14 protein-coding genes are annotated in these 12,797 nt (G+C 68.4%); 11 read left to right on the forward strand and 3 right to left on the reverse strand.

Annotation, left to right across the window (positions count from 1 at the left end; translation table 11 throughout):
- Positions 1 to 67: 67 nt before the first annotated feature.
- Positions 68 to 724 carry a YggS family pyridoxal phosphate-dependent enzyme gene (locus ACE3UA_RS16620; protein ID WP_374647110.1) on the forward strand — a complete coding sequence of 219 codons (657 nt, stop codon included), beginning with the start codon at positions 68 to 70 and terminating at the stop codon, positions 722 to 724.
- Positions 725 to 870: 146 nt separating this feature from the next.
- Here ACE3UA_RS16620 and ACE3UA_RS16625 read toward each other — a convergent pair whose 3' ends face one another.
- The gene (locus ACE3UA_RS16625; RefSeq protein ID WP_374647112.1) at positions 871 to 1,392 is read right to left on the reverse strand and encodes a L,D-transpeptidase; all 522 of its coding nucleotides are present in this window, start codon (positions 1,390 to 1,392) and stop codon (positions 871 to 873) included.
- Positions 1,389 to 2,477, reverse strand: coding sequence for a GTP cyclohydrolase II (gene ribA, locus ACE3UA_RS16630; RefSeq protein ID WP_374647114.1), 1,089 nt, complete (start codon positions 2,475 to 2,477; stop codon positions 1,389 to 1,391). The genes ACE3UA_RS16625 and ribA overlap by 4 nt, the downstream gene beginning before the upstream one ends.
- 139 nt (positions 2,478 to 2,616) lie before the next feature.
- Between ribA and ACE3UA_RS16635 the strand changes: the two genes are divergently transcribed.
- The 4 genes from ACE3UA_RS16635 to ACE3UA_RS16650 all read left to right on the forward strand — a co-directional run bounded on the left by ACE3UA_RS16635 (position 2,617) and on the right by ACE3UA_RS16650 (position 5,355).
- The gene (locus ACE3UA_RS16635; RefSeq protein WP_374647116.1) at positions 2,617 to 3,303 is read left to right on the forward strand and encodes a response regulator transcription factor; all 687 of its coding nucleotides are present in this window, start codon (positions 2,617 to 2,619) and stop codon (positions 3,301 to 3,303) included.
- A gap of 382 nt (positions 3,304 to 3,685) precedes the next feature.
- A complete protein-coding gene (locus ACE3UA_RS16640) occupies positions 3,686 to 3,994 on the forward strand; it encodes a hypothetical protein (RefSeq protein WP_374647118.1) in 309 nt (102 codons plus the stop codon).
- Positions 3,995 to 4,057: 63 nt separating this feature from the next.
- Positions 4,058 to 4,846 carry an exodeoxyribonuclease III gene (locus ACE3UA_RS16645; RefSeq protein WP_374647120.1) on the forward strand — a complete coding sequence of 263 codons (789 nt, stop codon included), beginning with the start codon at positions 4,058 to 4,060 and terminating at the stop codon, positions 4,844 to 4,846.
- Between the two features lie 59 nt (positions 4,847 to 4,905).
- Positions 4,906 to 5,355 (forward strand): RES family NAD+ phosphorylase, encoded by a 450-nt coding sequence (locus tag ACE3UA_RS16650; RefSeq protein ID WP_374647122.1) that lies wholly within the window; start codon positions 4,906 to 4,908, stop codon positions 5,353 to 5,355.
- On the opposite strand, the gene ACE3UA_RS16655 is transcribed toward ACE3UA_RS16650, so the two are convergent.
- On the reverse strand, positions 5,356 to 5,907 hold the full coding sequence (locus ACE3UA_RS16655; protein ID WP_374647124.1) for a TlpA family protein disulfide reductase: 552 nt from the start codon (positions 5,905 to 5,907) through the stop codon (positions 5,356 to 5,358). It abuts the gene before it with no gap.
- A 12-nt stretch (positions 5,908 to 5,919) separates the two neighbouring features.
- Between ACE3UA_RS16655 and argH the strand changes: the two genes are divergently transcribed.
- From argH to ACE3UA_RS16685, 6 genes are all read left to right on the forward strand, one after another.
- Complete coding sequence (argH, locus tag ACE3UA_RS16660; RefSeq protein ID WP_374647126.1) at positions 5,920 to 7,323, forward strand: argininosuccinate lyase; 1,404 nt, start codon at positions 5,920 to 5,922, stop codon at positions 7,321 to 7,323.
- Positions 7,324 to 7,388: 65 nt separating this feature from the next.
- On the forward strand, positions 7,389 to 7,517 hold the full coding sequence (locus tag ACE3UA_RS16665) for a hypothetical protein (protein WP_374647128.1): 129 nt from the start codon (positions 7,389 to 7,391) through the stop codon (positions 7,515 to 7,517).
- A gap of 182 nt (positions 7,518 to 7,699) precedes the next feature.
- A complete protein-coding gene (gene lysA / locus ACE3UA_RS16670; RefSeq protein WP_374647130.1) occupies positions 7,700 to 8,965 on the forward strand; it encodes a diaminopimelate decarboxylase in 1,266 nt (421 codons plus the stop codon).
- Between the two features lie 27 nt (positions 8,966 to 8,992).
- Complete coding sequence (locus ACE3UA_RS16675) at positions 8,993 to 11,491, forward strand: TIGR02302 family protein (RefSeq protein WP_374647132.1); 2,499 nt, start codon at positions 8,993 to 8,995, stop codon at positions 11,489 to 11,491.
- A gap of 188 nt (positions 11,492 to 11,679) precedes the next feature.
- Positions 11,680 to 12,255 (forward strand): S-(hydroxymethyl)glutathione synthase, encoded by a 576-nt coding sequence (gene gfa, locus ACE3UA_RS16680; protein ID WP_374647142.1) that lies wholly within the window; start codon positions 11,680 to 11,682, stop codon positions 12,253 to 12,255.
- A 46-nt stretch (positions 12,256 to 12,301) separates the two neighbouring features.
- A partial coding sequence (locus ACE3UA_RS16685) for an alcohol dehydrogenase catalytic domain-containing protein (protein ID WP_374647134.1) occupies positions 12,302 to 12,797 on the forward strand: 496 nt, incomplete at its 3' end.

Consider the following 12,797-nt stretch of genomic DNA (forward strand, 5'->3'; position numbering starts at 1 on the left):
GCCTTGCCCGCTCTTTTCTTTTTGCGCCATGCCGTTACCTTGCCGCCACCGGCAGAAGGGGATGGCGATGGCACTGGCAGAAATCACGGCACGGCTGCGCGCGGCCGAGGCGGCGGCGGGCCGCGCCCCCGGCTCGGTGACGCTGATCGCCGTCTCCAAGGTGCAACCGGCCGAGCGGGTGACCGCCGTCCTGGACCAGGGCCACCGCGTCTTTGGCGAGAATTATGTGCAAGAGGCCGCCGCGAAATGGCCCGCCTGGCGCGCGCAATATCCCGGTGTGCAGCTGCACATGATCGGCCCCTTGCAGACCAACAAGGCGAAGCAGGCGGTCGATCTGTTCGACGCGATCCACACCCTCGACCGCCCCTCGCTGGCGCAGAAACTCGCCAATCTGCAACAGTCGCGCGGGTCGTTGCCGCAGCTTTTCGTCCAGGTGAACACGGGGGAAGAACCGCAGAAGGCCGGCGTCCTCCCCGCCGACCTTGCCCCTTTCCTGCGCGACTGCCGGGGGATGGGGCTGGCGCCCAGCGGCCTCATGTGCATCCCGCCCGAGGATGCGGAGTCCACTCCCCATTTCGCCCTGCTCGCCCGGATGGCCGCCGACCACGGCCTTGCGAATCTCTCGATGGGCATGAGCCACGATTTCGAATCCGCCGTCGCCCAGGGCGCCACCCACATCCGCGTCGGCAGCGCGATCTTCGGCCAACGAACCTACCCGCAATAGCGCCGCCCGCGAAACCCCCGGCCCGAAGGCGCGCTATAGCGCACCCTACGACACCCCGTAGGTCGGGGCGTGCCCCGACTCCGCTCGGCACCCCAACTCAACCCCTTAACAAACCCCTAACGCCCGCGCCCAACCCCTTGATTTCCCTAACATTCGCGATCCTGTCCACTGTGGACAATGACTCGCGTCCCCGGCACCACCCGCCCGGCGATCCACCGCAGGTCCCGCCCCGAGAAAGCCACGCACCCCGCCGTCGCCGCCCCCGGCCGCCGCCAGCGATGCAGGAAGATCGCCGACCCAAGCCCCGGCACCCCCTCCGGCCAGTTCCAGTCGGTCAGCAGGACCAGATCATACATCGGATCCCCCCGCCGCAGCTTTTCATGCCCGAAAGGGTGCGGGGCCCGGACCAGCCGGTTGTAGTCCGGGTCGCGCGGATCGTCCGACCAGAGGTCCCCCGGCCCGATCGGCTCCGCCCAGCCCGAAGGCCGCGCGATCCGGTCCGCCCGGTAGAGCATCCCCACCAGCCGGTGCACCCCCGCCGGCGTCGCCCCGTCCCCCTCCCGCTTCGCCGGCCCCGGCACGATCCCGCCCCGCCCGACCGTGCAGGCGAACCGCCGCCCCAGGAACCGCACCCCGCCCGGCGTCACCACCAGGTCGGCGGGCGTCACAACAGATGCCCCGACTTCGCCGCCTTGGTCGCGAGATAGGCCCGGTTCTCCGCCGTCTCCCCCACCTTCAGCGGCACCCTTTCCACGACATGCAGCCCGCAGGCCTCCATCATCGCGATCTTCCGGGGATTGTTGGTCAGGAGGCGCACCGAGGAGAACCCCATCTTCCGCAGGATCTCGGCCCCGATCCGGAAGTCCCGCTCGTCGTCCTCGAAGCCGAGGCGGTGGTTCGCCTCGACCGTGTCGAAGCCCTGGTCCTGCAGGCTGTAGGCCCGCATCTTGTTCGCCAGCCCGATCCCCCGCCCCTCCTGGTTCAGGTAGAGCAGCACCCCCGCGCCCTCCTCGCCCATCTGGGCCAGCGCCGCCCGCAATTGCGGCCCGCAGTCGCATTTCAGCGACCCCAGCACATCCCCGGTGAAACAGGCCGAATGCAGCCGCGCCAGCACCGGCCGGCTCCGGTCCGGCCGGCCGATCTCGATCGCGTAATGCTCGTCACCGCCATCGTCGGGCCGGAACACATGCACCCGCCCGGCCTCCGAGGCGACCAGCGGCACCCTTGCCGAGACGACCTCGTCCAGCGGCGGCAGGGCGGCCAGCGCGGGCGCGATCTCGTCCAGGACCAGCAGGGTCAGCCCATGCTCCGCCGCGAGCCGCAGGGCATCGCCGACCGGCACCACCAGCGCCGCCGGGAGGAGATGCGCCGCCTTCGCCAGCGCCAGCGCCGCCCGGTGCAGGTCCGCCGCCCCCTCGCGCGCCGAGGTGAGCGGCCCCTTCATCGGCGCCCGCAGGTCATCCGCCGGATCGGCGACCGAGCGCAGCCAGCCGAGATCGGCCGCCGCAGGCGGCAGGATCCGCGCCAGATCGCCGTCATAGGCGCGGGCCTTCAGCGTCTCGGCCCGCCGCGCGGTGATGGCCAGGACCGGCGGCCCGAAGCCGCGCAGATCGGCCAGCCGCCCGGCATCCAGCGCCTCGACCGAGGCGACCAGCGCCGCGCCCCCGGGGCCGCAGAGGATCACGGGCACGCCCATGCGCAGGTCGCCCCGGGCACGGGTCAGGCGTTCGGCAATCGAGAGATGCAGGCTCATGCGGATATCCATATCCGGCGGCACGGGAAATTGAAACATTCCCCGCCAGGGCGACACGAGCGCGTGAGTTTTCGGTAGCAAACCTTGCGGGAGTCGTGATCGGGCCGCATCTGACCCGCAAGAAGCGATGGAGGCTGCAATGGCCGGACTGCGGAAGATCCTGCTGGTCGACGACGACGACGACCTGCGCGAGGCGCTGAGCGAACAGCTGGTGATGACCGAGGATTTCGACGTGTTCGAGGCCCGCAACGGCGCCGAAGGCATGGAGAAGGTCAAGGTCGGCCTCTTTGACCTGGTGATCCTGGACGTGGGTCTGCCCGACACCGACGGGCGCGAGCTGTGCCGCCGGATGCGCAAGGGCGGCGTGAAATGCCCGATCCTGATGCTGACCGGCCATGACACCGACAGCGACACGATCCTGGGCCTGGATGCGGGCGCGAACGATTATGTGACCAAGCCCTTCAAGTTCCCCGTCCTTCTGGCCCGGATCCGGGCGCAGTTGCGCACGCATGAACAATCCGAGGATGCGGTGTTCCAGATGGGCCCCTATACCTTCCGCCCGGCGCAGAAGATGCTGGTGGACGAGAAGGAAAAGAAGATCCGCCTGACCGAGAAGGAAACCAACATCCTGAAGTTCCTGTATCGCGCGCAATCGGGCGTGGTGCCGCGGGATGTGCTGTTGCACGAGGTCTGGGGCTACAACGCGGGCGTCACCACCCATACGCTGGAAACCCATATCTACCGCCTGCGCCAGAAGATCGAGCCCGATCCTTCGAACGCGCGGCTTCTGGTCACGGAAAGCGGCGGCTACCGGCTGGTGGCGTAGTTCCCCTGGCCGCGTCGGGGTCATGACGCGGCTCCTCCCTGTTGACTGGCCCGGCGGACCCTGGTGCGCCGGGCATTTTCTGGCGAGGGGGCAACGGAACTGCGTCCTTGCTGCAACAACGCAGGAATCTTGGACCCTGGGACTTATTGTTGCCGGAATCGGTTGTTACCTTGAATTTCACGCGCAGGTTGCGCCGCAGGTTCCCCTTGCCGTGTCGGGGTCATGACACGGCATCCTCCCTGTTGGACCTGGCCGGGCTTCTTGCCCGGCCTTTTTTTGGCGAATGCCACGGGCCGGGCGCATGTCCGCCACCGGGATTGCACAATTCCGGGGCTGCTTGCGCCCGACCGCAGAAAGGCTGCGGCACCGATCGGAGAATCGCATGCGTTTCGCCCTGACTGCCCTTGCCGCCCTTGCCGCCACCCCCGCCCTGGCCGAGGATCTGGTGTTCACCCTGGTCAACGACAGTTCGCACACCATCGTCGAGATGTATGTTTCCGAAGTCGGCGTCGACCAGTGGGGCGAGAACATCCTGTTCGGCGCGGTGGAGCCCGGCGTCTCGGGCGAGGTGACGATCGCCGACGGGCTGGAGGTCTGCGACTACGACCTGCGCTATGTCTCGGCCGAGGGGGGCGAGGCCGAGGATACCCAGAACCTGTGCGAACTGGGGACCTATACCCTGACCGACTGATCCGGGACTTGTGCCTTGCGGCGGAGGGTCCTAGGGTCCTTCGCCGCAGCCCGGAGCCTGTCCATGACCTTTACCCTCGCCACCTGGAACATCAACTCGGTCCGCCTGCGCGAGGCGCTGGTCTCGCGCCTGATGAGCGAGGAGACACCGGACATCCTGTGCCTGCAGGAATGCAAGTGCCCGGTCGAGCTGATCCCGCTGGAGGGGTTCCGGGCGCTGGGCTACAGCCATGTCGTCGCGCGCGGGCAGAAGGGCTATAACGGTGTCGCGATCCTGTCCAAGCTGCCGATGCAGGACGTGGGCGGCCATGATTTCGCGACCCTCGGCCATGCGCGGCACGTCGCCGGGCGGCTGGAGAACGGGGTCACGATCCACAACTTCTATGTCCCGGCGGGGGGCGACATTCCCGACCGGGCGCAGAACGTGAAGTTCGGGCAGAAGCTGGATTTCCTGACCCATATGCGCGACCATTTCCACGCCGAGGCGCCGGAAAGGTCGATCCTGGTGGGCGACCTGAACATCGCCCCGCGCGAGGATGACGTCTGGAACCATAAGGCGCTGTTGAAGATCGTCAGCCACACCCCGGTCGAGGTGGAGCATCTGGGGCAGGTGATGGATGCGGGCCGCTGGCAGGACGTGACGCGGCAGGACATCCCGACCGGCAACCTCTACAGCTGGTGGAGCTATCGCAGCCCGGACTGGGACAGCGCCGACAAGGGCCGCAGGCTGGATCACGTCTGGGCAACGCCCGACATCTCGGCGGCGGCGCATGGCAGCCGCATCCTGCGCCCGGTGCGCGGCTGGGAGCAGCCCAGCGACCACGTCCCGGTTTTTGCCAGCTTCGACCTTTAAGGGAACAAACCCCCGTTTCGCCGCATATGCACCGCGTCCGGCAGAGGGCGGAGGATGGCATGCGTCTGTGGCAGTTGACGAAACCGGAACATGTGCCCGGCCTGGACGGCGAGGGCGCGCGCATTCAGGGCGGCCGTTGGAACAGCCCCGGCCTGCCGGCGGTCTATTGCGCCTCGTCCCTTGCGCTGGCCGCGCTGGAGGTGCTGGTCAACCTGCCCGACCGGCAGCGCCGCAAGGGCCAGGCCCCGCCCCACGCGGCGGTCGAGATGGAACTGCCCGACGAACTCTGCAAGCTTTCCGGCTTTCCCGGAGCCATGCCCGAGCATCGGACCCGCCCCCTGGGCGACGCCTGGCTGGACAGCCTGGAATGTCTTGCGCTGAGTGTTCCGAGCAATGTCGTCCCGCTTGAGGCCAATGTCGTCCTGAACCCACGCCACCCCGAGATGGGCCGCGTCACCGTGCTGCGGATCGAGCCCTTCGCCTTCGACGAGCGCCTGCTGTTCGACTGACTACTGCCCCGCCATCAGCGCCGCCAGGACCGCCTTGGCGCTGTCGCTGTCCCATTCGGCGTCGCCGATCAGCCGGGCGACCTCCTCGCCCTCGGGGTTCAGGATCACCGTCACCGGCAGCCCCATGACGCCCATCGCCCGCGACAGGGCGGATTTCGGATCGCGCAGGATCGGCAGGGCCGTCACGCCCGCCTCCTCGAAGAACCGTTCGATCCCCTCGACCGCGTTGCGCCCCGTCGCCACCGGCACCACCGCTAGTTCCGGCATCGCCGCCTGCAACCGCTCCAGCGAGGGCATCTCGCGCCGGCAGGGGGCGCACCAGGTGGCCCAGAAGTTCAGCACCACCCATTTGCCGCGGTATTCGGCCAGCGAATGCTCGCCGTCGCCGGCATCCAGCAGCACCGCCTCGGGCAGGGCCACCGGGGTCTCGTGCAGCGCGAGCTTCTTCATGTCGCCATCGCGCAGGGCGGCCACGTCCGCCGCCGCTGCATTTGCACCGATCAGGAAGGCCGTGTAGAGGACGACCAGGATTTTCCGCACGTTTCCACCCATTGAGGCCACCCCATGACCGTCAACCCCGATTCCTCCTCCGCCAACCAGATGTGGGGCGGGCGCTTCTCGGCCGGGCCGGACGCGATCATGCAGGCGATCAACGCCTCGATCGGGTTCGACCAGCGGCTATACGCGCAGGACATCGCGGGCAGCCGGGCCCATGCCGCCATGTTGGCCGCGCAGGGCATCATCTCTTCTAAGGATGCGGATGCGATTGGGGAAGGCCTTCTCGCGATCTTGTCAGAGATCGAGGCGGGCAAGTTCCCCTTCACGCCCGAGCTTGAGGATATCCACCTGAACATCGAGGCCCGCCTGACCGAGCGGATCGGCGAGGCCGGCAAGCGCCTGCACACCGGGCGCAGCCGCAACGACCAGGTGGCGGTGGACTTCCGGCTCTGGGTCCGCGACCAGTGCGACCAGGCCATTGCCGGGCTGACCGGGCTGATGCAGGCGTTCGTTCAGCAAGCCGAAGCCGGGGCCGATTGGGTGATGCCCGGCTTCACCCATCTTCAGACCGCCCAGCCCGTCACCTGGGGCCACCACATGCTGGCCTATGTCGAGATGCTGGCCCGCGACCGCTCGCGTTTTGAGGATGCCCGCCGCCGGATGAACGAATGTCCCCTGGGTGCCGCGGCGCTGGCCGGGACCAGCTTCCCCATCGACCGGCACATGACCGCCAGGGCGCTTGGCTTCGACCGGCCCACGGCGAACAGCCTGGACAGCGTCAGCGACCGCGACTTCGCGCTGGAGTTCCTGGCGGCCAGCAGCATCTGCGCCATGCACCTGTCGCGCTTCGCCGAAGAGCTGGTGATCTGGTCCAGCGCCCAGTTCCGCTTCGTCCGGCTGTCGGACAGATGGACCACGGGGTCCAGCATCATGCCGCAGAAGAAGAACCCCGATGCGGCCGAGCTTCTCCGCGCCAAGCTGGGGCGCATCCTGGGGGCGACGGTGGCGCTCTTCACCGTGATGAAGGGCCTTGCGCTGACCTATTCCAAGGACATGCAGGAGGACAAGGAACAGGTCTTTGACGCGGCCGACAGCCTGATGCTGGGCCTTGCCGCGATGACGGGGATGGTCTCCGACATGACCGCCAACCGCGAGGTGCTGGCGACCGCGGCGGCCTCGGGCTTCTCGACCGCGACCGATCTGGCCGACTGGCTGGTCCGCGCGCTGGGCCTTCCGTTCCGAGAGGCGCATCATGTCACCGGCGCCCTGGTCGCCCTGGCGGAAAAGCAGGGCTGCGACCTGCCCGACCTGACGCTTCAGCAGATGCAATCCGTCCATCCCGGCATCACTGACGAGGTTTTCGGCGTCCTCGGCGTGGAAAACTCGGTCCGCAGCCGCATCTCTTATGGCGGCACCGCGCCGGACCAGGTCCGGGCCCAGGTCGCCCGCTGGAAGGCGGCGCTGGGTTGAAGGCACGACTTGCCAGCGCCCGGCGGGGATGCCACCGTCCCGGCCGAACCACAGATGAGGTCCCGATGCCCCGCCTGCTTCTTATCGCCTGCCTGACGCTCGCCGCCTGCGGTGCCAATGGTGACCCGCAAGCGCCCAGCCAGAGCGGCGTCACCTTCGGCGGCAAGGTCGCGATGGGCGTCGGCGGCAATTGACGCTGCACCGCTTGTCGCAAGGAACGTCTGAAAGGCCGCCCGCGACGAGGCGATAGCGGAACCCCGGTCCGGGGCGCACGCCGGAATTCGCACGAATTCCGGTCCGATTTCTTTGAAGAAATCGGCGCTTTGCACCCGCCGCGCGCCCGGATATGACGGCGTGGCATGACCGGGGGCGACGCATGGACCATTTCCTCTACCACAACGGCACGCTGCACGCCGAGGACGTCGCGATCACCGAGATCGCCGCCGCCGTCGGCACCCCCTTCTACGTCTACTCCACCGCGACGCTTTCCCGGCACTACCGCCTGTTCACCGAGGCGCTGGCCCCGCTTCCCCATCTCGTCTGCTTCGCGATCAAGTCGCTGTCGAACGTCGCCGTCCTGAAGACCCTCGGCAACCTCGGCGCCGGGATGGACGTGGTCTCGGCCGGCGAATACCTGCGCGCCAGGGCCGCCGGCGTTCCGGGCAACCGAATCGTCTTTTCCGGCGTCGGCAAGACGCGCGAGGAGATGCGCCTGGCCCTCACCGGCGGCATCCGGCAGTTCAACGTGGAATCCGAACCCGAGATGCGGGCGCTGTCGGAGGTCGCCACCAGCCTGGGCGTCACCGCCCCGATCGCCGTGCGCGTGAATCCCGACGTGGACGCCAGGACGCACGAGAAGATCGCGACCGGCAAGAAGGAAAACAAGTTCGGCATCCCCATCGCCCGCGCCTCGGAAGTCTATGCCGAGGCGGCCCGCCTGCCCGGGTTGCAGGTCGTCGGCATCGACGTCCACATCGGCAGCCAGCTGACCGAGCTTGAGCCCTTCGAGCAGGCCTATCTCAAGGTCGCCGACCTTACCCAGCGCCTGCGGTCGGAGGGCCATACGATCACAAGGCTCGACCTTGGTGGCGGCCTTGGCATTCCCTATGCCCGCTCGAACGAGGCCCCGCCCTTGCCCACCGACTATGGCGCCCTGATCAAGCGCACCGTCGGCGACCTCGACTGCGAGATCGAGATCGAACCCGGACGACTGATTTCGGGCAATGCCGGCCTGCTGGTCGCATCCGTCATCTACGTCAAGAACGGCGAGGGCCGCGACTTCCTGATCCTCGACGCCGCGATGAACGACCTCGTTCGCCCCTCGATGTACGGCGCGCATCACGACATCGTTCCGGTGGCCGAAGCGCCGGTCGCCGCCCCCACGCAGGAGTTCGATGTGGTCGGCCCGGTCTGCGAGACCGGCGATACCTTCGCCAAGGGCCGCGACCTGCCGCTGGTGGGAGAGGGCGATCTTGTCGCCTTCCGCAGCGCCGGGGCCTATGGCGCGGTGATGGCGTCGGAATACAATACCCGGCCCCTGATCCCCGAGGTTCTGGTCAACGGGGATCACTTCGCTGTCATCCGGGCGCGGCCAAGCTTTGACGAAATCCTCAACCGCGATACCATCCCCGCATGGCTGTGACGCGACGTCCGGTCGAAGGCAGGTGAGATGACCGGACCCGGAACGACGCCACCGCTGAACTCCCTGCTCTGGCCGATGCGGCTGACGCTTGTCGGCCTCTGGGCGGAACGGCTGGCGCGGGCGTTCTGGCCGCTCTGGTCGCTCGCGCTGGCGGTCATGGCCGCGCTGGCCTTCGGACTGCAGGACCTTGGCCCGCTGCTGCACGCCCGGATCGCGGGCGGCGCGGTCGCCCTGCTGGCGCTTCTCCTGCTGGCGCTGGGGGTGCGGCGCTTCCGTAGACCCACGGTTTCCGATGCGCTCGACCGGCTGGACGCCACCATGCCCGGCCGCCCCATCGCCGCGCTGCGCGACAGGCAGGCAATCGGCACGACGGACCCCGCCTCGCTGGCCGTCTGGCGGGCGCATCAGGACAGGATGGCGGCCCGCGCCGCCGGGACCCGGCCGGTCCGGCCCGACCTGCGGTTGTCCTCGCGCGATCCCTTCTCGCTGCGCTACGTCGCGCTGACCGCCTTCGTCATGGCGCTTCTCTTCGGCTCGTTCTGGCGTGCGGCCTCGGTCACCGGGCTGGCGCCCGGTCCCGCCATCGCCATGCCCGGCGGGCCGAGTTGGGAGGCCTGGGCCCAGCCGCCCGGCTATACCGGCAAGCCCTCGCTCTACCTCAACGACATCACCCAAAGCGCGCTGGAACTGCCCACCGGGACCCGCCTGCAGATCCGCCTCTACGGCCCCGAAGGCACCCTCGCGGTCGAGCAGACCATTGCCGACCAACCACCCGCAGCCCCGAACACGACCGAGGTCGCCGCCGTCCCCGACGGGATGGCCGGCGTGCGCGATTTCACTGTCACCCGTTCGGGCAAGCTGGCCATCGAGGGCCCCGGCGGCCGCGAATGGGCGGTGACCGCCCTTCCCGACGCCCTGCCCGCAATCGCCGTCTCGGGCGCCATCGGACGCGAGGGGGATGGCCGCTTCAAGCAGGGGTTCACCGCGTCCGACGACTACGGCGTGGTCGCGGGGCGGGTGACGATCGCCCTCGACCTTGCCAAGGTCGACCGCCGCCACGGCCTGATCCCCGCGCCCGAGCCGGTGGAGCCCGTGGTCCTCGACCTGCCGATGCCCCTTACGGGCCAGCGGGGCGAGGTGACCGAGACGCTGGTCGACGACCTGTCGAAGCATGTCTTCGCAAACCTGCCCGTCACCATGGTCTTCGCCGCCGTCGATGCCGCCGGACAGGAAGGCCGGTCCGAACCCTATGCCGTGACCCTGCCCGGCAAGCGTTTCTTCGACCCGCTCGCCGCCGCGCTGATCGAGATGCGGCGCGACATCCTGTGGAACCGGATCAACGCCCCGCGCGCGGTCGAGATCCTCAAGGCGGTGACCTTCCGCCCCGAAGGCTTCATCCGCCACGACCGCGCCTTCCTGCACCTGCGCGTCCTGATGCGCGAGCTTGAGGCGAAGCAGGCCAGCCTTTCGGCCGAGGATCGTGATGCGCTGGCCGAAAAGCTCTGGACCATCGCGCTGATGGTCGAGGAAGGGAATCTTCAGGACGCGCTGGAGCGCCTGCAACGCGCGCAGGACCGCCTGGACGAGGCGATCAGGAACGGTGCCTCGCCGGAAGAAATCGACCAGCTGATGAAGGAAATGCAGCAGGCGCTGAACGAATACATGCGCGAACTGGCCGAAGAGGCGCAGCGCAATCCCGGCGACCAGCAGCAACAGGGCCAGATGCAGGGCCAGATGATGTCGGGCGACCAGCTGCAGCAGATGCTGGACGAGTTGCAGAAGCTGATGGAGGAAGGCCGCACCGCCGAGGCGGCCGAACTGATGGAGCAGCTGCGCCAGCTGATGCAGAACATGCAGGTGGTGCAGGGCGAAGGCGGGCAGGGCAAGGGCGGCCCGATGGGCGAGCTGGGCGATACGCTCCGCGACCAGCAGGAGCTGTCGGACGATGCCTATCGCGACATGCAGCAGGGCCAGGGCGGGCAGGAGCCGGGGCAGGAGGGCCAGCAGGACGGCGAGGGCGAAGACCAGGGCTCGCTGGCCGAGCGCCAGCAGGAGTTGCGCGACCGGCTGGACCAGTTGCAGGACGGCCAGCTGCCGGGTGACGGCGGTGCGCAGGGCGAGGAAGGCCGCCGGAACCTCGATCAGGCCGGACGCGCCATGGACGAGGCCGAGGAGGCGCTGCGCCAGGGCGATCTGGACGGCGCACTCGACCGCCAGGCCGAGGCGATGGAAGCGATGCGCGACGGGCTGCGCAACTTTGGCGAGGCGCTGGCCGACGAGCAGCGCCAGAACCGCGAGGGCCAGGGCAACGAGCGCGACCTCGGCAGCGCCGACCCCAGCGGCCGCGACCCGTTGGGCCGCGAGCCGGGCGATACCGCGCGGATCGGCTCGGACCGGAACATGGTGCAGACCGACCCGAACAAGCGCGCGCAGGAACTCCTGGACGAGCTTCGCCGCCGCTCGGGCGAGTTGACCCGGCCCAGCGAGGAACTGGACTATTTCAAGCGGCTCCTGCAGCTGTTCTGAGCCCCGGGGCGCCCTGGTCGAAAGCCGGGCGCCAGCGGAATTCCGCAGAATTCCGGGTCGGGGCCTGCAAGGGCTCCGTCACGATTCATCCGGTGGGCGGGTCGTGTTTCCAGCCTTTTGGTTGAATTGCCCGACCTGCGCATTGGTGCGAACCTGTTCGCGTCAACGAAGATCAGGGGAGGCGCGAAATAACGACGGTCAGGATCCACCCGGCGGTGGACAACGGCGTGAAACCCGGCAGGCCCGGATTCGCGGGCGGGACGCTGCGCTGCAACTGCGCAACGGACCCGGTCGAGGTGGAGATCGCCACGGATTGCCTGCACAACCACGTCTGCGGCTGCACCAAATGCTGGAAGCCCGAGGGGGCGATCTTCTCGATGGTCTCGGTGGTGCCGTCCGACAAGGTGACGGTGACGCGGAACGGCCACAAGCTGAAGGTCGTCGATCCTTCGGCCCTGATCCAGCGCCACGCCTGCACCGCTTGCGGCGTGCACATGCACGGGCCGGTCACGCGCGAGAACCACCCCTTCACCGGCCTCAGCTTCATCCATACCGAGCGGTCGGGCGAGGAGGGCTGGTCGCCGCCGACCTTCGCGGCCTTCGTCTCCTCGGTGATCGAGGGCGGCACCCGGCCCGAAGCGATGGAGGGGATCCGGGCGCGGCTGAACGAATTGGGCCTGCCGCCCTATGACGCGCTGTCGCCGGGGTTGATGGACTATATCGCCACCTTCACCGCCCGGGCGAGCGGCGTGCTGAAGGACTAGGCCCGCCCGGCCCGCCCGGCCGGAGGGATCAATGGGAGGAAAGCTGATGCGCACCCGTGCCGCCGTTGCAGTCGCCGCCGGACAACCCCTGCAGGTGATGGAGGTCAATCTTGACGACCCCAGGGAAGGCGAGGTCCTGGTCGAGATCAAGGCCACCGGCATCTGCCATACCGACGAATTCACCCTCTCGGGCGCGGACCCGGAGGGGATCTTCCCCTCGATCCTTGGCCATGAGGGCGCGGGCGTGGTGGTGAAATGCGGGCCCGGCGTCAAGTCGCTGAAGCCGGGCGACCATGTGATCCCGCTCTATACCCCCGAATGCCGCGAATGTCCGTCCTGCCTCAGCCGCAAGACCAACCTCTGCACCGCGATCCGCGACACGCAAGGAAAAGGGCTGATGCCGGACGGGACGACGCGGTTCTCCATGCTCGACGGGACGCCGATCCATCACTACATGGGCTGCTCGACCTTCGCCAACCACACGGTGCTGCCCGAGATCGCGCTGGCCAAGGTCCGCGACGACGCGCCCTTCGACAAGATCT

This window comes from Tabrizicola sp. (genome assembly GCF_041919135.1).
GTDB lineage: Bacteria > Pseudomonadota > Alphaproteobacteria > Rhodobacterales > Rhodobacteraceae > Tabrizicola.

Excerpts from the sequence above, each read along its gene's own strand:
- ribA (WP_374647114.1), bottom strand. The coding sequence starts at position 2,477 with ATGAGCCTGCATCTCTCGATTGCCGAACGCCTGACCCGTGCCCGGGGC.
- argH (WP_374647126.1), top strand. The coding sequence starts at position 5,920 with ATGACCGTCAACCCCGATTCCTCCTCCGCCAACCAGATGTGGGGCGGG.
- ACE3UA_RS16650 (WP_374647122.1), top strand. The coding sequence starts at position 4,906 with ATGCGTCTGTGGCAGTTGACGAAACCGGAACATGTGCCCGGCCTGGAC.
- ACE3UA_RS16675 (WP_374647132.1), top strand. The coding sequence starts at position 8,993 with ATGACCGGACCCGGAACGACGCCACCGCTGAACTCCCTGCTCTGGCCG.
- ACE3UA_RS16645 (WP_374647120.1), top strand. The coding sequence starts at position 4,058 with ATGACCTTTACCCTCGCCACCTGGAACATCAACTCGGTCCGCCTGCGC.
- ACE3UA_RS16655 (WP_374647124.1), bottom strand. The coding sequence starts at position 5,907 with ATGGGTGGAAACGTGCGGAAAATCCTGGTCGTCCTCTACACGGCCTTC.
- ACE3UA_RS16640 (WP_374647118.1), top strand. The coding sequence starts at position 3,686 with ATGCGTTTCGCCCTGACTGCCCTTGCCGCCCTTGCCGCCACCCCCGCC.
- ACE3UA_RS16635 (WP_374647116.1), top strand. The coding sequence starts at position 2,617 with ATGGCCGGACTGCGGAAGATCCTGCTGGTCGACGACGACGACGACCTG.
- ACE3UA_RS16620 (WP_374647110.1), top strand. The coding sequence starts at position 68 with ATGGCACTGGCAGAAATCACGGCACGGCTGCGCGCGGCCGAGGCGGCG.
- ACE3UA_RS16665 (WP_374647128.1), top strand. The coding sequence starts at position 7,389 with ATGCCCCGCCTGCTTCTTATCGCCTGCCTGACGCTCGCCGCCTGCGGT.
- lysA (WP_374647130.1), top strand. The coding sequence starts at position 7,700 with ATGGACCATTTCCTCTACCACAACGGCACGCTGCACGCCGAGGACGTC.